The following is a 16,512-nucleotide window of genomic DNA, read 5'->3' as shown; positions in this document are numbered from 1 at the left end:
CCGTGAACGACTCTTCCTGGGGAGCGCCGACCGGAGCCGGGTACTGGGGGCCGCCCGACCAGGGGCCTTCCCAGGGGGCTTCCCCGGCGGGTCCCGCGTACGAACAGCATGCGGTTGAGGAGACTCGGCCCATGCCCATCGTGCCCGAAATGCCCGACGTACCCGCCGGTGGCGGTGGCCAGGACGACGATCGGGGGGCTGCTCGGCCGAGCGGTCCCCTCTTCAGCGAGACGCACGAGACGCCGCACGAGGCGCAGCAGCACGAGAGTCGGCAGGAGCCCATGCCAAGCGCCGCACAGCCCGCCCCCGCACAGCCGAAGAAGAGTGCGGGCCGTGACCTCGGGGCAGCCATAGGAGTCGGCGTCGGACTCGGGGCGGTGATCGTCGCCTCGCTGTTCATCGTCAAGGCCGTGTTCATCGGCGTGATAGCGGTGGCCGTCGTCGTCGGCCTGTGGGAGCTCACCTCGCGGCTCGAGGAGCGCAAGGGCATCAAGGCGCCGCTCGTGCCGCTCGCGGTCGGCGGCGCGGCGATGGTCGTCGCCGGTTACGTCCGCGGCACCGAGGGCGCCTGGGTGGCGATGGCGCTCACCGCGCTCGCGGTCATGGTCTGGCGCATGACGGAGCCCCCGGAGGGCTACCTCAGGGACGTCACGGCCGGTGTCTTCGCCGCGTTCTACGTGCCGTTCCTCGCGACGTTCGTGGCGCTGATGCTCACCGCGGACGACGGGCCGCAGCGCGTCCTGACGTTCCTGCTCCTGACGGTCGTCAGCGACACCGGCGCGTACGCGATCGGCTGGCGCTTCGGCAAGCACAAGCTCGCCCCGCGCATCAGCCCCGGCAAGACCCGCGAGGGCCTGGTCGGCGCGGTGACGTTCGCGATGGCGGCGGGCGCGCTGTGCATGCAGTTCCTCATCGACGGCGGCGCCTGGTGGCAGGGCCTGGTGCTCGGCCTCGTGGTCGCGGCCAGTGCCACGCTCGGCGACCTCGGCGAGTCGATGATCAAGCGCGACCTCGGCATCAAGGACATGGGCACGCTGCTCCCGGGCCACGGGGGCATCATGGACCGCCTGGACTCGCTGCTGCCGACGGCGCCGGTGGTGTGGCTGCTGCTGGTGATCTTCGTCGGGGCCGGCTGACCTGCGCGGATGTATGTGACGGGCTCGTTGTCCACAGGGCGGCGGGCCCGTCGTCGTATGTCTGCGACACTTGAGGAGTTATGCCTAAGCCCGGAGAACTCACTTTCGTCGCCCCGCGCGGAGCCAAGAAGCCGCCGCGGCACCTCGCCGACCTCTCGCCCGCCGAGCGTAAGGAGGCCGTCGCCGCGATCGGTGAGAAGCCGTTCCGCGCCAAGCAGCTGTCGCAGCACTACTTCTCGCGGTTCGCGCACGACCCCGCGGAGTGGACCGACATCCCCGCCGCCTCGCGCGGCAAGCTGCAGGAGGCGCTGCTTCCCGAGCTGATGACGGTCGTCCGGCATCTGTCGACGGACCAGGACACCACCCGCAAGACGCTGTGGCGGCTCTTCGACGGCACGCTCGTCGAGTCCGTCCTGATGCGCTACCCGGACCGGGTCACCATGTGCATCAGCTCGCAGGCGGGCTGCGGGATGAACTGCCCGTTCTGCGCCACGGGACAGGCCGGCCTCGACCGGAACCTGTCGACGGGCGAGATCGTGCACCAGATCGTCGACGGCATGCGCGCGCTGCGCGACGGCGAGATCCCGGGCGGGCCCGCCCGCCTGAGCAACATCGTGTTCATGGGCATGGGCGAGCCCCTGGCCAACTACAAGCGGGTCGTCGGCGCCATCCGCGCGCTCACCGACCCCGAGCCCGACGGCGTCGGCCTCTCGCAGCGCGGGATCACCGTCTCGACCGTCGGACTCGTGCCGGCCATGCACCGCCTCGCCGACGAGGGCCTCAAGTGCCGTCTCGCCGTCTCGCTGCACGCGCCCGACGACGAGCTGCGCGACACCCTCGTCCCGGTCAACACGCGCTGGAAGGTCCGCGAGGTCCTCGACGCGGCGTGGGAGTACTCCGAGAAGTCGGGCCGCCGCATCTCCATCGAGTACGCGCTCATCCGGGACATCAACGACCAGGCGTGGCGCGGTGACCGGCTGGGCCGCCTCCTCAAGGGCAAGCGCGTCCACGTCAACCTGATCCCGCTGAACCCGACACCGGGCTCGAAGTGGACGGCCTCGCGCCCCGAGGACGAGAAGGCCTTCGTCGAGGCCATCGCGGCCCACGGCGTGCCGGTCACCGTCCGCGACACCCGTGGCCAGGAGATCGACGGGGCGTGCGGTCAGCTCGCCGCCACCGAGCGGTAACCTGGCTGCCGTACGTACATCTTCATATTCCGACAGGGGAGCGCCACAGCGCTGAGAGTGCGGCATCGGCCGCAGACCCTCTGAACCTCGCCCAGGTCATTCTGGGTAGGAAGTTCGGTCGCCGCTCAAGCTGTTGTGCCCTGCCCGGGAGGCCTCGAAGGTCCCCGGGCAGGGCCGCGTCTCTTCCTGGTCACCCAGGAGGGAACCTAAGTGAGCACCATCAGCAGGGCCACGGCCGTCGCCGTGGCGGCCGGCCTCGGCCTCGTCACGCTCTCGGCGTGCGGCGGATCCGGTTCCGGTTCCGCGAAGGCGGACTCCAAGACGGTCACGCTCGTCAGCCACGACTCGTGGGCCGTCTCCAAGAGCGTGCTCAAGGACTTCGAGAAGAGCTCCGGCTACAAGGTCACGGTCCTCAAGGACGGTGACGCGGGCGAGGCCGTCAACAAGGCGATCCTGTCCAAGGACAACCCGCAGGGCGACGTCTTCTTCGGCGTCGACAACACGCTGCTCTCGCGCGCCCTCGACAACGGCCTCTTCCAGCCGTACGAGGCCAAGGGTCTCGGCCAGGTCCGGGCGGAGTACCAGCTCGACAAGGACAAGCACCGGGTCACCCCGATCGACACCGGCAACATCTGCGTCAACTACGACAAGAAGTACTTCGCCGACCACAAGCTGACGCCGCCCGCCTCCTTCGCGGACCTGGCCAAGCCGGCGTACAAGAACCTCCTCGTCACGGAGAACGTGGCGACGTCGTCGCCCGGCCTCGGCTTCCTGCTCGGCAGCGCCGCGCAGTACGGCGACAACGGCTGGCAGGGTTACTGGAAGAAGCTCAAGGCCAACGGCGTGAAGGTCGTCGACGGCTGGGAGCAGGCGTACAACGAGGAGTTCTCCGGCAGCGCCGGCGGCAAGAAGGCGGGCGGCGACCGGCCGCTCGTCGTGTCGTACGCGTCCTCCCCGCCGGCCGAGGCGATCTACTCGGACCCGCAGCCGAAGACCGCGCCGACCGGGGTGGCCGCCGGAACCTGCTTCCGCCAGACCGAGTTCGCGGGCCTGCTGAGCAACGCGAAGAACACGAAGGGCGGCAAGGCGTTCCTCGACTTCCTGCTCACCAGGGAGTTCCAGCAGGACATGCCGCTGAACATGTTCGTGGACCCGGTGACCAAGGACGCGGCGCTGCCCGCCTCCTACGCCAAGTACGCGGTGAAGGTGGACAAGCCGGAGACCATGGCGCCGAAGAAGATCGCCGGCAACCGTGACGCGTGGGTCAAGACGTGGACCTCACTCGTACTGAAGTAGCGCCCCGGAAGCGGGACTTCCGAGGCGGCGGGAGCGCGGCGCGGCTCGGTCTGATGACCCTGCCCGCCGTGTTCTTCGCGCTCTTCTTCGCCTACCCGGTCGTGGCGATCGTCGCCCGCGGCCTGAAGACGGGCGGCCACTGGCAGTTCGGGCGGATCACCGACGTGCTCGGGCAGTCCGACATCCGGCACGTCCTGTGGTTCACGACCTGGCAGGCGTTCGCCTCGACGGCGCTCACGCTGCTGATCGCGCTCCCCGGCGCGTACGTCTTCGCGCGCTTCGATTTCAGGGGCAAGCAGGTGCTGCGGGCGGTCGTCACCGTGCCGTTCGTGCTGCCGACCGTCGTCGTCGGCACGGCGTTCCTGGCGCTCGTCGGCCGCGGGGGACTGCTCGACCAGCTGTGGGGCGTGCGCCTCGACACCACCGTGTGGGCGATCCTGCTCGCCCATGTCTTCTTCAACTACGCCGTCGTCGTGCGCACCGTCGGCGGCCTCTGGTCCCAGCTCGATCCGCGGCAGGAGGAGGCCGCGCGCATGCTCGGCGCCTCCCGCTGGACCGCCTGGCGCACGGTGACGCTGCCCGCGCTCGGGCCCGCCGTCGCGGCCGCCGCGCTGATGGTCTTCCTCTTCACCTTCACGTCGTTCGGCGTGGTCCAGATCCTCGGCGGTCCGACGTTCTCCACTCTCGAAGTGGAGATCTACCGGCAGACCGCGCAGATCTTCGACCTCTCCACGGCCGCCGTCCTCACGATCGTGCAGTTCGCCGCGGTCGGGGTCATCCTCGCCGTGCACGCGTGGAGCGTGCGGCGCCGGGAGAGCGCGCTGCGCCTCGTCGACGCCGCGCACACCGCCCGGCGCCCGCGCGGCGCGGGCCAGTGGGCGCTCCTCGGCGGGGTCGTCGCCACGGTCGCGGTGCTGATCCTGCTGCCGCTCGGCGTGCTGATCCAGCGGTCCTTCCAGGGGCCCGACGGCTTCGGGTTCGCCTACTACAAGGCGCTGACCTCGTCCGACAGCGGCGCGTTCCTGGTGCCCCCGATCCAGGCGATCGGGAACTCCCTCCAGTACGCGCTCGCCGCGACCGCCATCGCCGTCGTGATCGGCGGCCTCGCAGCCGCTGCCCTCACCCGGAGATCTGGCCGTCTCGTACGCGGCTTCGACGCGCTCCTCATGCTCCCGCTCGGCGTCTCGGCCGTCACCGTCGGCTTCGGATTCCTGATCACCCTGGACAAGCCGCCCCTCGACCTGCGCGGCACCTGGATCCTGGTCCCGCTCGCCCAGGCCCTGGTCGGCGTGCCCTTCGTCGTACGGACCATGCTGCCGGTCCTGCGCGCGGTCGACGGACGCCTGCGCGAGGCCGCCGCCGTCCTGGGCGCCTCGCCGCTGCGGGCCTGGCGCGAGGTGGATCTGCCGATGGTGCGCAGGGCGCTGCTGATCGCGGCCGGGTTCGCCTTCGCCGTGTCGCTCGGCGAGTTCGGCGCGACCGTCTTCATCGCCCGCCCGGACAACCCGACCCTGCCGGTCGCCGTGGCGCGGCTCCTCGGTCGCGCCGGCGACCTCAACTACGGCCAGGCGATGGCCCTTTCGACGATTCTCATGGTGGTGTGCGCGGTGTCGCTGCTGCTGCTCGAACGCATCCGCACGGACCGCACGACGGGGGAGTTCTGATGGCCCTGCTGACCCTGGACGACGCGACCGTACGCTTCGGCGGCCCGTCAAGGAACGCGCACGCGGCGCTCGACCGGGTCGGTCTGGAGGTCGCCGAACACGAGATCGTGTGCGTGCTCGGCCCCAGCGGCAGCGGCAAGTCGACCCTGCTGAGGGTCGTGGCCGGGCTCCAGGGGCTCGACGGGGGCCGCGTGTTCCTCGACGGCCGCGATCAGGCGGGCGTGCCCGCGCACCGGCGAGGCGTCGGCCTCATGTTCCAGGACCACCAGCTGTTCCCGCAGCGCGACGTGGGCGCCAACGTCGCCTTCGGGCTGCGCATGCACGGCGCCGCCCGCTCCGAACAGCAGGGCAGCGTACGGGAGTTGCTGGAGCTCGTCGGGCTGCCGGGGGCCGAGCGGCGCGCCGTCGCCTCGCTGTCCGGAGGTGAGCAGCAGCGCGTCGCCCTCGCCAGAGCCCTCGCGCCGCGCCCCCGCCTCCTCATGCTCGACGAGCCGCTCGGCCAGCTGGACCGCTCGCTGCGGGAGCGGCTCGTCGTCGAACTGAGGGAACTCTTCGGCGAGTTGGGTACGACCGTGCTCGCCGTGACGCACGACCAGGGCGAGGCCTTCGCGCTCGCCGACCGGGTCGTGGTGATGCGGGACGGCCGGATCGCCCAGTCCGGCACGCCACTTGACGTGTGGCGGTACCCGGCCGACGAGTTCGTGGCCCGCTTCCTCGGCTTCGACAACGTGGTCGACGCCACGGTCGCCGGCGAGGCCGCCGACACGCCCTGGGGCAAGGTTCCCGTCCCCGCGGGGTCCCCGCAGGGCCGCGCCAAGATCCTCGTCAGGCCGGCGGGCGTACGCCTCGTGCCGCCCGCCGACGCGCAGCTGACCTGCACGGTCACCACGCGCACCTTCCGCGGCACCCATGTCGCCGTGCACCTCCAGGCGACGGAGGCTCCCCGGCTCGAGGCGGCGTGCGCGCTGCGGGACGCGCCGGAGCCCGGGGAGGAGGTCGGCGTGGCGTTCGACGCGGCGGAGATCGTGGTGCTGGACGGCGCGTCGCCCGCGTAGACGGCCTCCGTGCGGATCAGCCCTGGACCGCCGCCGGGTCCATCCACATGATCTCGAAGGTGTGGCCGTCCGGGTCGTCGAAGGCGCGGCCGTACATGAAGCCGTAGTCCTGCGTCTCGCCGGTCTCGGTGCCGCCCGCCGCGATCGCCTTGCCGACGAGCTCGTCGACCTTCTCGCGGCTCTCGGCGCTCAGACACAGCAGGACCTCGCTGCCCTTCGTCGAGTCGATGATCGGCTTCTTCGTGAAGCCGGCGTACTTCTCCTTGGTGAGCAGCATGACCACGATGTGCTCGCTGATCACCACGGAGGCGGCGGTCTCGTCGGAGAACTGCGGGTTGATCGTGTAGCCGAGCTCGGTGAAGAACTTCTTCGACGCGTCGAGGTCGTTCACGGCGAGGTTCGCGAAGATCATCTGCTGGTACATGACGGGTTCGTCTCTTTCGCTCGCTGGTGTCGGGTGCGGTGTCGCTGTTCCGTACGCAGGGTTAGACGGACGGCATGCCCGTAACTCATCGCCCGTCGCGAACTTTCTTTCGATCTTCTCTACGGGGCTTTCGATCTTCTCTACGGGGCCAGCGGGAGCGCGGCCAGTTCCGCGACGGCCCAGGTCAGCGACCCGAACACGGCGAGCAGGGCCGCCGCCCGCAGTCCCGCCGCGCTGCGCAGGAGCCCCGCGGGGGCGCCGAGCCGGAGCAGGGCGGCCGTGGTGTCGGACCGGGCCTGCTTGGCCTCGATCGCGGCGGTCAGAAGCGTGGCGACGGTGCAGCCGACGACGAGGACGGCGCCGAGCGTGGACAGCGGACCCAGGCCGGGATGGCGCCCCGACCAGAGAGTGATCCCCGCGTACGCGCCGGAGGCCACGGCGCAGACCACGCCCAGCGGGCGGCCGATACGGCGGGCCTCCTCCTGGAGCACCCGGCCCGCAAGCAGCCGCGCCGCGCCGGGCCGCACCGCCTGGAGTGCCCTGCCGCACTGGTACGTGAGCCCGGGCCCCGCGAGCGCGAGGCCGAGGGCCGTCACCGTCCACCCGGCGAGCACACCGCTCGGGCTGCCGCCGAGGCCGCCCGGCATCGGGAAGCCCGCAGTGCCGTGCGCGCGGGAGGCGTAGGTCTCCACGGCGAGGCCCACGGCCAGCAGCGCGACACCCCAGGGCAGGCCGGTCGGGGCGGGTACGGGGGCCGCCGGTGCGGCCGGTTCCTGGCTCTCGCCCGGCTTGGCGGCGCGCGGGCGCAGTACGGCGGCGGAGGCGGCCGACGCGGCGAGCGGGACCACGGCGAGCAGGGTCAGGACGGCGGCCAGCGGCAGGGGCCGGTCGGCGGCGAGGAGACCGCGGGCCGCGCCGTCGAACGGCAGCCCGGTCAGGTCGCCGCGCAGATGAAGGAAGAACAGCAGCGCAAGCAGCGAGCCGAGCGTGCAGGCCACCGCCGTGGAGACGGCCGCGATGAGCGTGAGCCGCGCCGGACCGAGGCCCACCGCGGACAGGCCGGGGCGCGGCTTGGTCGCCGGGTCGGTACGGGCGACCGCGATGGCGAGATGGACGGTCGCGGCGAGCGGCACCACGCACCAGGCGAGACGCAGCAGCGATCCGGTGGAGGCGTCCGGGTGGCCCATCGCGTAGCCGAGCGTGCACAGCAGCAGGAATCCGCTGCCGGCCGAGGCGGCGGCGACCAGGAGCCTGCGGAGCTGGACGACGGGCTGTCCGCCGCGGGCTAGACGGAGAGCGAGCACGCGGCGCGGCCTTCCGTGTCGCTGCCGCCGTCGGACGCACCCGGCAGGTGGACCGTGTTCACCCGGCGCCCGTCGAGGAGCGCCACCGTGCGGTCGGCGAGGGCGGCGACCTCGGTGTCGTGCGTGGCGAGGACGACCGTGATGCCGTGCGAGCGGGCCGCGGCCATCAGGGTGCGCAGGACGTGGGCGCGGTCGGCGCGGTGCAGGGGCGCGGTCGGTTCGTCGGCGAAGAGCACCGAGGGGGCGGTGACCAGGGCGCGGGCGATGGCGACGCGCTGGCGCTCCGACTGGAGCAGGGCGTGCGGGCGCTTGCGGGCGCACATGCCGATGTCGAGGCGCTCCAGCCACTCCAGGGCGGCGGCCTTGGCGGCGCGGCGGCCGCCGCCGCGCATCATGACGGCGAGCGCGGTGTTCTCCCACGCGTTCAGCTCGGGCACGAGGTGCGGCTCGGGGTCGATCCAGGCGAAGCGGTCGCGGCGCAGCCGTTCCCGTACGAGGGGGCCCATGGTGTGCACGGGGGTGCTGTTGAACCAGACCTCGCCCTGCGCGGGCAGGAGTTGTCCGGAGAGGCACTGCAGGAGCGTCGTCTTGCCGCTGCCGCGCGGCCCGGTGACGGCGAGGATCTCGCTCTCGCGGACACCGAGCGAGACGCCGGTGAGGGCGGGCGAGCCGTTGTGGGAGAAGTGCAGGGCGCGTGCCCAGAGCACGTCGTTGTCCGGCGGGGCCACCATGGCTAACACCTCGTTCAGAGACTGCAGATCAGAATTGCCGTAAGACGAGTCGTCCCCCGTACGGGGGAACGAAGGCAGGGCCGATCGGTCACTGGCACGCTAGGTATTCAGGCGGCGCGGGTCGGGAAAGGACGCGGCCCGGCCGCTCCCATCTCACTCGGATGGGCGCAGCCGGGCCGGTTCTCGCAGCCGGGTGGCTCAGATCTTCGTCCAGGCCTCGGTGAGGACCTGGCGGATGATCCCCTCGATCTCGTCGAAGGTGGACTGGTCCGAGATCAGCGGCGGCGACAGCTGGATGACCGGGTCACCACGGTCGTCGGCGCGGCAGTACAGGCCGTACTCGTAGAGCTTCTTGGAGACGAAGCCGTAGAGCACGCGCTCCGACTCCTCGTCCGTGAAGGACTCCTTGGTGGCCTTGTCCTTGACGAGCTCGATGCCGTAGAAGAAGCCGTTGCCGCGGACGTCGCCGACGATCGGCAGGTCGTGCAGCTTCTGCAGCGTCTTGAGGAAGTTGGCCTCGTTGTCGAGGACGTGCTGGTTGAGGCCCTCGCGCTCGAACAGGTCGAGGTTCGCCAGCGCCACGGCCGAGGAGACCGGGTGGCCACCGAAGGTGTAGCCGTGCAGGAACGTGTTGTCACCCTTGTAGAAGGGCGCCGCGACGCGGTCCGACACGATGGTCGCGCCGATCGGGGAGTAGCCCGAGGTCATGCCCTTGGCGCAGGTGATGATGTCCGGGATGTAGCCGAACTTGTCACAGGCGAACATCGTGCCGAGACGGCCGAAGGCGCAGATGACCTCGTCGGAGACGAGCAGCACGTCGTACTGGTCGCAGATCTCGCGCACGCGCTGGAAGTACCCGGGCGGCGGCGGGAAGCAGCCACCGGCGTTCTGTACCGGCTCGAGGAAGACGGCGGCGACGGTCTCGGGGCCCTCGAACAGGATCTCCTGCTCGATCTGGTCGGCGGCCCAGCGGCCGAAGGCCTCCGGGTCGTCGCCGTGGATCGGCGCGCGGTAGATGTTGGTGTTCGGGACCTTGTGCGCGCCCGGCACCAGCGGCTCGAACGGGGCCTTCAGGCCCGGCAGGCCGGTGATGGACAGCGCGCCCTGCGGGGTGCCGTGGTAGGCCACCGCGCGGGAGATCACCTTGTACTTGGTGTGGTTGCCGTTGAGCTTGTGGTACTGCTTCGCAAGCTTCCAGGCGGTCTCGACGGCCTCGCCACCACCGGTGGAGAAGAAGACCTTGTTGAGGTCACCCGGGGCGTAGTGGGCCAGGCGCTCGGCCAGCTCCACCGCCTTCGGGTGGGCGTACGACCACACAGGGAAGAAGGCCAGCTCGGACGCCTGCTTGGCGGCGACCTCGGCAAGCTCCCTGCGACCGTGGCCGGCCTGCACCACGAACAGGCCGGCGAGCCCGTCGAGGTACTTCTTGCCCTTGTCGTCGTAGATGTAGGTGCCCTCGCCACGCACGATGGTGGGAACGGGCGCGTTCTCGTACGACGACATGCGGGTGAAGTGCATCCACAGGTGGTCGTATGCGGTTCGGCTCAGGTCCTTGCTCACGGCTATCGGGTTCCCCACATATAGGTCTGCTTCTTGAGCTTGAGGTAGACGAAGCTCTCGGTGGAGCGCACGCCGGGAATGGCCCGGATGCGTTTGTTGATGACGTCCAACAGTTGGTCGTCGTCCTCACACACGACCTCCGCGAGGAGGTCGAACGAGCCCGCGGTCATGACCACGTACTCGACTTCCGGCATGGCCGTCAGCGCGTTCGCGACGGGATCGAGGTCGCCCTCCGCGTTGATGCCGACCATCGCCTGCCGGCGGAAGCCCACGGTGAGTGGGTCCGTGACGGCGACGATCTGCATCACGCCCTGGTCGAGCAGCTTCTGGACGCGCTGTCGCACGGCCGCTTCGGAGAGGCCCACGGCCTTGCCGATGGCGGCGTACGGCCTACGACCGTCCTGCTGGAGCTGCTCGATGATGGCGAGGGAAACGGCGTCCAGCTGCGGAGCGCCGTTGCCGTTCCTGGATCCCTTTGGGTCTGCGCTGCGACTGGCCACGTCCCTCACTGTGCACGAGGAGTCGACAGTTCCGCAAGCCCAGATCGATGAAATTCGTTGTTTGAGGGTTCGAAGTTCACGGATTTCGCAGATCTGGCGGGTCGAGGGGTGTTGAAACCGTGGGGCTACGGATTAGGGTGGTATCTCATCCCCATTGGACATCCATGGACATCCATCCGACCAGGAGGGCCGCCCCAGTGACCAGCGAGCTGCGTCGTCTGCGCAATTACATCGACGGTGAGTTCCGGGACGCCGCCGACGGACGGACCACCGAGGTGGTCAACCCCGCCACCGGTGAGGCGTACGCGACCGCCCCGCTCTCCGGCCAGGCCGACGTCGACGCGGCGATGGCCGCCGCCGAGGCCGCGTTCCCGGCCTGGCGTGACCTCACGCCCAGCGAGCGCCAGAAGGCCCTCCTCAAGATCGCGGACGCGTTCGAGGAGCGGGCCGAGGAGCTCATCGCCGCCGAGGTCGAGAACACCGGCAAGCCGACCGGCCTGACCCGGTCCGAGGAAGTCCCGCCCATGGTCGACCAGATCCGCTTCTTCGCGGGCGCGGCGCGCATGCTCGAGGGCCGCTCGGCCGGCGAGTACATGGAGGGCCTGACCTCGATCATCCGCCGCGAGCCCATCGGCGTATGCGCCCAGGTCGCGCCGTGGAACTACCCGATGATGATGGCCGTCTGGAAGTTCGCCCCGGCGCTCGCCGCGGGCAACACCGTCGTCCTGAAGCCCTCGGACACCACCCCGGCGTCCACCGTCCTGATCGCCGAGATCATCGGTTCGATCGTCCCCAAGGGCGTCTTCAACGTCATCTGCGGTGACCGCGAGACCGGCCGCGCCATGGTCGAGCACAAGACCCCGGCGATGGCCTCCATCACCGGCTCCGTGCGCGCCGGCATCTCGGTCGCCGAGTCCGCCGCCAAGGACGTCAAGCGCGTCCACCTGGAGCTGGGCGGCAAGGCCCCGGTCGTCGTGTTCGAGGACACCGACATCGCCAAGGCCGTCGAGGACATCTCGGTCGCGGGCTTCTTCAACGCCGGCCAGGACTGTACGGCCGCCACCCGCGTCCTCGTCCAGGAGTCCATCCACGACGAGTTCGTGCAGGCCCTCGCCAAGGCGGCGGCCGACACGAAGACCGGCCAGCCGGACGACGAGGACGTGCTCTACGGGCCGCTCAACAACCCGAACCAGCTCGCCCAGGTTACCGGCTTCATCGAGCGCCTTCCCGCGCACGCGAAGGTCGAGGCCGGCGGCCACCGCGTCGGCGACAAGGGCTACTTCTACGCCCCGACCGTCGTCTCGGGCCTCAAGCAGGACGACGAGATCATCCAGAACGAGGTCTTCGGCCCGGTCATCACCGTCCAGTCCTTCGCGGACGAGGCGCAGGCCGTCGAGTGGGCGAACGGCGTGGAGTACGCGCTCGCCTCCTCGGTCTGGACGAAGGACCACGCGCGCGCGATGCGCATGTCCAAGATCCTCGACTTCGGCTGCGTGTGGATCAACACCCACATCCCGCTGGTCGCCGAGATGCCGCACGGCGGCTTCAAGAAGTCCGGCTACGGCAAGGACCTGTCGGCGTACGGCTTCGACGACTACACGCGCATCAAGCACGTCATGACGTCGATCGAGGGCTGAGCCCCGACTCGCCCGATCTGATGGCCGGATGAACCTGTCCGGCCCCGCCCCCGCGTGGCTACGGCCGCGCGGGGGCGTCTGCGTGCCGGGGCCGTTCACCAGGGGTGACGCGGGCGTGACGGGTGTCCCGGGTGATCGACAGTGTGTCGGCTCTCACCCCTTCGGCTTGACGCAGCGTCCATTGTCCGGTCGTGCCGGACGCGGGCATCCTGCGGTCGTGCGAGCGACTCCGATCAACCCCACGCGTCCCCCGTCCCGCCGTTCCCTGATCCGTGCCCTTGGCGGTGGTGCCATGGCCACGGCGGTCGGCGCGCTCGCCTCCGGATGCGGGGTGCCCGCCGCCTACGTCGCGCCGGGGGAGCGGGCCGCGGACGACCGGTCCGCCGGCGACAAGCGGGTGGTCTTCGCCAACTGGCCGCTCTACGTGGACGTCGACGACGACGATCCGTCGAAGCGCCCCACCCTCGACACGTTCGCGAAGCGGACCGGGATCGGCATCAAGTACACCGAGGAGATCAACGACAACGACGAGTTCTTCGGCAAGATCAGCCCGTCCCTGATGAACCACCAGTCGACCGGCCGCGACCTGATCGTCATCAGCGACTGGATGTGCGCCCGCTTCGTGAGGCTCGGCTGGGTGCAGGAGATGGACCGCGCCCGCCAGCCGCACGTCACCAAGTACCTTGATCCGCTGCTGCGTTCGCCGCACTTCGACCCCGGGCGCAAGTTCACCGTGCCCTGGCAGTCAGGCATCACCGGCATCGCGTACAACCGGCGCAAGGTCGGGCGCGAGATCAAGCACGTGTCCGACCTGTGGGCCGACGATCTCAAGGGCCGGGTCACCCTGCTGTCCGGGCTCGACGAGTCGTTCGCGCTGCTCATGCAGGGCAACGGCGTCGACATCACGAAGTGGACCGCCGACGACTTCCACCACGTGTGCGACCAGGTCGAGAAGCTCGTGCACACGAAGCACCTCCGGCGCTTCACCGGCAACGACTACATCAAGGACCTCTCCAGCGGCGACGTCCTCGCCTGCCAGGCCTACAGCGGTGACGTCATCCAGCTCCAGGCCGACGACCCCGACATCGAGTTCGTCGTGCCCGAGGAGGGCGCCGAGCTGTGGGCGGAGTCCCTGATGATCCCCAACCTCGCCGCGCACAAGCGCAACGCGGAACGCCTCGTCGACTACTACTACGAGCCCGCGGTCGCCGCGAAGCTCGCCGCGTGGGTCAACTACGTGTGCCCCGTGCCGGCCGCCCGCGAGGTCCTCGCCGACTCCAAGGACAAGGACACGGCGGCCCTCGCCGAGGACCCGCTGATCTTCCCCGACGACGCGATGCGCGGCCGTCTCGCGATCGCCCGCGACATCACGTCGAAGGAGCGCACGGAGTTCTCGAAGCGGTGGAACGCGATCGCGGGGCTGTAGTCAGTTCCACAGGGGCCAGGTCGTCACGCGGGTGGAGGGGTCCGGGGTGCCGTCCGTGTAGGTCAGCGTGATCCGGGTGTAGTGCTGCCGGTCGGGATGCTTGGTCCACGCGTGCGGGTGGTCGAGCCGCACCGCGACCTTGTACGCGTGGAACTTGCCCGCCGCGCAGTACGGCTTGCAGTCGTTGACCCAGTTCGTGCCCGTCGCCACCGCCTTGGCCGGTCCCCACTGCGACCAGTGGAGCGAGGCCAGGCGGCTGTTGCCGTCCCCGCAGGCGAGGATGAAGTCGGTGGGGCGCACCTGTGGCGCGAAGGTGCAGTCGACCAGCACAGGAACCTCGGCCCGCCGGGACGCCGCCGCCGGTGGCGCGGTGCCGGTGGCTGAGGCGGGTGCCATGGCTGCCGCGAGGGACGCGGCGGCACAGAGTGTGATCGCCGCCCTCAGTGTGTTGCTCCGCAAGATTGCGCTCCCGGCCGTCTGCGGGACCGTGCGTCCCGCGCTGCTCGTTCCACAGGGGCTGCGACGGGGCCTGTCGGTCGTCCCCCGCGGGTGGTCGCCTCCGACGCTACGACCGCCCGGTGACGCACGCCACTCGAACGGTCGAACGCCACTCGACCGGGTAGAACCGGGCGTACGTTCACCCGTCGCGCAGCCCGCACAGGACGTCGACGCGGTTCGTCGTGATCGAGTCGGCGCCGATGCCGAGGAGACGGCGCATCGACGCCTTGGTGTCCGGGGTCCAGGCGGAGATCAGCAGGCCCTGGCGGTGCACATGCGCCGCCAGGGCCCGGTCGACCAGCGGGAAGCGGTAGTTGAGCCAGGCCGGCCTGACCGCTTCGAGCAGCGCGGGCCGGGGCGGGGCGAGCGTCGTCCAGGTCAGCGCGATCTCGGCCGCCGGGTCCGCGGCCCGTACCGCCAGCATCGTCTCCGCGCCCGCGCAGTAGTAGGCACGCTCGTCGGCGCCGCAGTCACGGATGACGCCGAGGACCGTGCGCACCGCACGCGCGTCCGCGCCCGGCAGGTCCACCATCACGCGCCGCTCGCCCAGCACCTCCAGGGCCTGCGCGAGCGTCGGCACGCCGCCCGCCGTGACCCCGCGGACCTCGTCGGCCGAGAGCGCGGACAGCGGGCGGTCGTGCTCCCACAGCCGTTTGAGCGTGGCGTCGTGCAGCAGTACGGGCACGCCGTCGCGGGTCAGGCGGACGTCGATCTCGACCGCGTCGGCCCCCCGCTCCAGCGCCGAGCGCAGGGAGGGGAGGGTGTTCTCACGGACGCGGTAGGGGTCGCCCCGGTGGGCCACGGCAGTCACGGTACGCATGGCCCCATTGTGGTCAGCCGGGCGCCCGCGGCACACCGGTCACGCTCCGGCGAGCCACGCCTCGGTGTACGTGTCGATCTCCGTCGCGATACGGGTCTTCCCCGGCTCGTCGAGGAAGGACGCGTGCACCGCGTTCTTGGCGAGCGCGGCCAGGCCCCGCTCGTCGAGGTCGAGGAGACGGGCGGCGACGGCGTACTCGTTGTTGAGGTCCGTGCCGAACATCGGCGGGTCGTCGGAGTTGATCGTGACGATGACACCGGCGTCGACGAACTGCTTGATCGGGTGCTCGTCGAGGGTGGCCACGGCGCGCGTCGCGATGTTCGACGTCGGGCAGACCTCGAGCGGGATGCGGTGCTCGGCGAGGTGGGCCAGGAGCTTCGGGTCCTGGGCGGACGTCGTGCCGTGTCCGATGCGCTCGGCGCCGAGGTGCACGAGGGCGTCCCAGACGGTGCCGGGTCCGGTGGTCTCGCCGGCGTGCGGCACGGAGTGCAGGCCGGCGGCGATCGCCCGGTCGAAGTACGGCTTGAACTGAGGCCGCGGTACGCCGATCTCGGGCCCGCCGAGCCCGAACGACACCAGGCCCTCCGGGCGGATCGTGTCGGTGGTCGCGAGCCGCACGGTCTCCTCGGCGGATTCGAGTCCCGCCTCGCCGGGGATGTCGAAGCACCAGCGCAGCACGGTCCCGAACTCGGCCTCGGCGGCCTTGCGGGCGTCCTCGATCGCCGCCATGAAGCCGTACTCGTCGATACCGCGGCGCACGGAGGAGTACGGGGTGATGGTCAGCTCGGCGTAGCGCACGTTCTGCCGGGCCATGTCCCGCGCGATCTCGAACGTGAGGAGCCGGACGTCCTCGGGGGTGCGCACCAGGTCGACGACCGAGAGGTACACGTCGATGAAGTGCGCGAAGTCCGTGAACGTGAAGTAGTCGGCCAGCGCCTCGGGGTCCGTCGGGACCTTGGAGTCGGGGTGGCGGGCCGCGAGCGTGGAGACGATCCGGGGGGACGCCGAGCCGACGTGGTGCACATGCAGCTCTGCCTTTGGCAGTCCGGCGATGAAGGCCTGCAGATCGGTCACGGATTCCTCCCCAGGAACTTGGTTGATCGGCTGATCGACGGGTCGCAGCCATCGTAGGCGGGCCCCCGCCCTGACCTGGCGGCGGCCGTAGCATGACGGGACGTCCGGGTGGGCTGATGAAGGGGGACGAGCGAGCGATGACCGAGGATCGGAACATGGGGGAGCGGAACATGGGGGAGCAGGGCGTGGGGGACCAGAGC

15 protein-coding genes are annotated in these 16,512 nt (G+C 70.5%); 7 read left to right on the top strand and 8 right to left on the bottom strand.

Annotated features, from left to right (window positions below):
• Positions 1 to 2: 2 nt before the first annotated feature.
• From EOT10_RS21580 to EOT10_RS21560, 5 genes are all read left to right on the top strand, one after another.
• Positions 3 to 1,136, top strand: coding sequence for a phosphatidate cytidylyltransferase (locus EOT10_RS21580; RefSeq protein WP_127829925.1), 1,134 nt, complete (start codon positions 3 to 5; stop codon positions 1,134 to 1,136).
• Between the two features lie 80 nt (positions 1,137 to 1,216).
• Positions 1,217 to 2,323 (top strand): dual-specificity RNA methyltransferase RlmN, encoded by a 1,107-nt coding sequence (rlmN, locus tag EOT10_RS21575; protein ID WP_127829924.1) that lies wholly within the window; start codon positions 1,217 to 1,219, stop codon positions 2,321 to 2,323.
• A 219-nt stretch (positions 2,324 to 2,542) separates the two neighbouring features.
• Positions 2,543 to 3,619: a thiamine ABC transporter substrate-binding protein gene (locus EOT10_RS21570; RefSeq protein WP_127830070.1), complete on the top strand. Its 1,077-nt coding sequence runs from the start codon at positions 2,543 to 2,545 to the stop codon at positions 3,617 to 3,619.
• Positions 3,620 to 3,672: 53 nt separating this feature from the next.
• Complete coding sequence (locus tag EOT10_RS21565) at positions 3,673 to 5,283, top strand: ABC transporter permease (protein WP_127829923.1); 1,611 nt, start codon at positions 3,673 to 3,675, stop codon at positions 5,281 to 5,283.
• Positions 5,283 to 6,338 carry an ABC transporter ATP-binding protein gene (locus EOT10_RS21560; protein WP_127829922.1) on the top strand — a complete coding sequence of 352 codons (1,056 nt, stop codon included), beginning with the start codon at positions 5,283 to 5,285 and terminating at the stop codon, positions 6,336 to 6,338. Before EOT10_RS21565 ends, EOT10_RS21560 begins: the two co-directional genes overlap by 1 nt.
• 16 nt (positions 6,339 to 6,354) lie before the next feature.
• On the opposite strand, the gene EOT10_RS21555 is transcribed toward EOT10_RS21560, so the two are convergent.
• From EOT10_RS21555 to EOT10_RS21535, 5 genes are all read right to left on the bottom strand, one after another.
• Positions 6,355 to 6,762 carry a VOC family protein gene (locus EOT10_RS21555; RefSeq protein WP_127829921.1) on the bottom strand — a complete coding sequence of 136 codons (408 nt, stop codon included), beginning with the start codon at positions 6,760 to 6,762 and terminating at the stop codon, positions 6,355 to 6,357.
• 140 nt (positions 6,763 to 6,902) lie between these two features.
• Positions 6,903 to 8,066, bottom strand: coding sequence for a hypothetical protein (locus EOT10_RS21550; RefSeq protein ID WP_127829920.1), 1,164 nt, complete (start codon positions 8,064 to 8,066; stop codon positions 6,903 to 6,905).
• The gene (locus EOT10_RS21545) at positions 8,048 to 8,797 is read right to left on the bottom strand and encodes an ABC transporter ATP-binding protein (RefSeq protein WP_127829919.1); all 750 of its coding nucleotides are present in this window, start codon (positions 8,795 to 8,797) and stop codon (positions 8,048 to 8,050) included. The genes EOT10_RS21550 and EOT10_RS21545 overlap by 19 nt, the downstream gene beginning before the upstream one ends.
• A gap of 198 nt (positions 8,798 to 8,995) precedes the next feature.
• Positions 8,996 to 10,375 carry an aspartate aminotransferase family protein gene (locus EOT10_RS21540; RefSeq protein ID WP_127829918.1) on the bottom strand — a complete coding sequence of 460 codons (1,380 nt, stop codon included), beginning with the start codon at positions 10,373 to 10,375 and terminating at the stop codon, positions 8,996 to 8,998.
• A complete protein-coding gene (locus EOT10_RS21535) occupies positions 10,360 to 10,857 on the bottom strand; it encodes an Lrp/AsnC family transcriptional regulator (protein ID WP_127829917.1) in 498 nt (165 codons plus the stop codon). Before EOT10_RS21535 ends, EOT10_RS21540 begins: the two co-directional genes overlap by 16 nt.
• A gap of 197 nt (positions 10,858 to 11,054) precedes the next feature.
• Here EOT10_RS21535 and EOT10_RS21530 point away from each other — a divergent pair, with 197 nt between their 5' ends.
• Together EOT10_RS21530 and EOT10_RS21525 are read left to right on the top strand one after the other, a co-directional pair.
• Positions 11,055 to 12,494 (top strand): gamma-aminobutyraldehyde dehydrogenase, encoded by a 1,440-nt coding sequence (locus EOT10_RS21530; protein WP_127829916.1) that lies wholly within the window; start codon positions 11,055 to 11,057, stop codon positions 12,492 to 12,494.
• Positions 12,495 to 12,786: 292 nt separating this feature from the next.
• On the top strand, positions 12,787 to 13,920 hold the full coding sequence (locus EOT10_RS21525) for a polyamine ABC transporter substrate-binding protein (protein WP_189491921.1): 1,134 nt from the start codon (positions 12,787 to 12,789) through the stop codon (positions 13,918 to 13,920).
• Here EOT10_RS21525 and EOT10_RS21520 read toward each other — a convergent pair whose 3' ends face one another.
• The 3 genes from EOT10_RS21520 to EOT10_RS21510 form a co-directional block, all read right to left on the bottom strand.
• Positions 13,921 to 14,379 (bottom strand): hypothetical protein, encoded by a 459-nt coding sequence (locus tag EOT10_RS21520; protein ID WP_127829914.1) that lies wholly within the window; start codon positions 14,377 to 14,379, stop codon positions 13,921 to 13,923.
• A gap of 178 nt (positions 14,380 to 14,557) precedes the next feature.
• The gene (locus EOT10_RS21515) at positions 14,558 to 15,238 is read right to left on the bottom strand and encodes a glycerophosphodiester phosphodiesterase (RefSeq protein WP_127829913.1); all 681 of its coding nucleotides are present in this window, start codon (positions 15,236 to 15,238) and stop codon (positions 14,558 to 14,560) included.
• 39 nt (positions 15,239 to 15,277) lie between these two features.
• The gene (locus EOT10_RS21510; protein WP_127829912.1) at positions 15,278 to 16,312 is read right to left on the bottom strand and encodes an adenosine deaminase; all 1,035 of its coding nucleotides are present in this window, start codon (positions 16,310 to 16,312) and stop codon (positions 15,278 to 15,280) included.
• Positions 16,313 to 16,512 lie beyond the last annotated feature (200 nt).

It is taken from the genome of Streptomyces antnestii, from assembly GCF_004005495.1.
In the GTDB taxonomy this organism is placed as follows: domain Bacteria; phylum Actinomycetota; class Actinomycetes; order Streptomycetales; family Streptomycetaceae; genus Streptomyces; species Streptomyces antnestii.
This window is presented reverse-complemented; position numbering and strand designations above follow the sequence as displayed.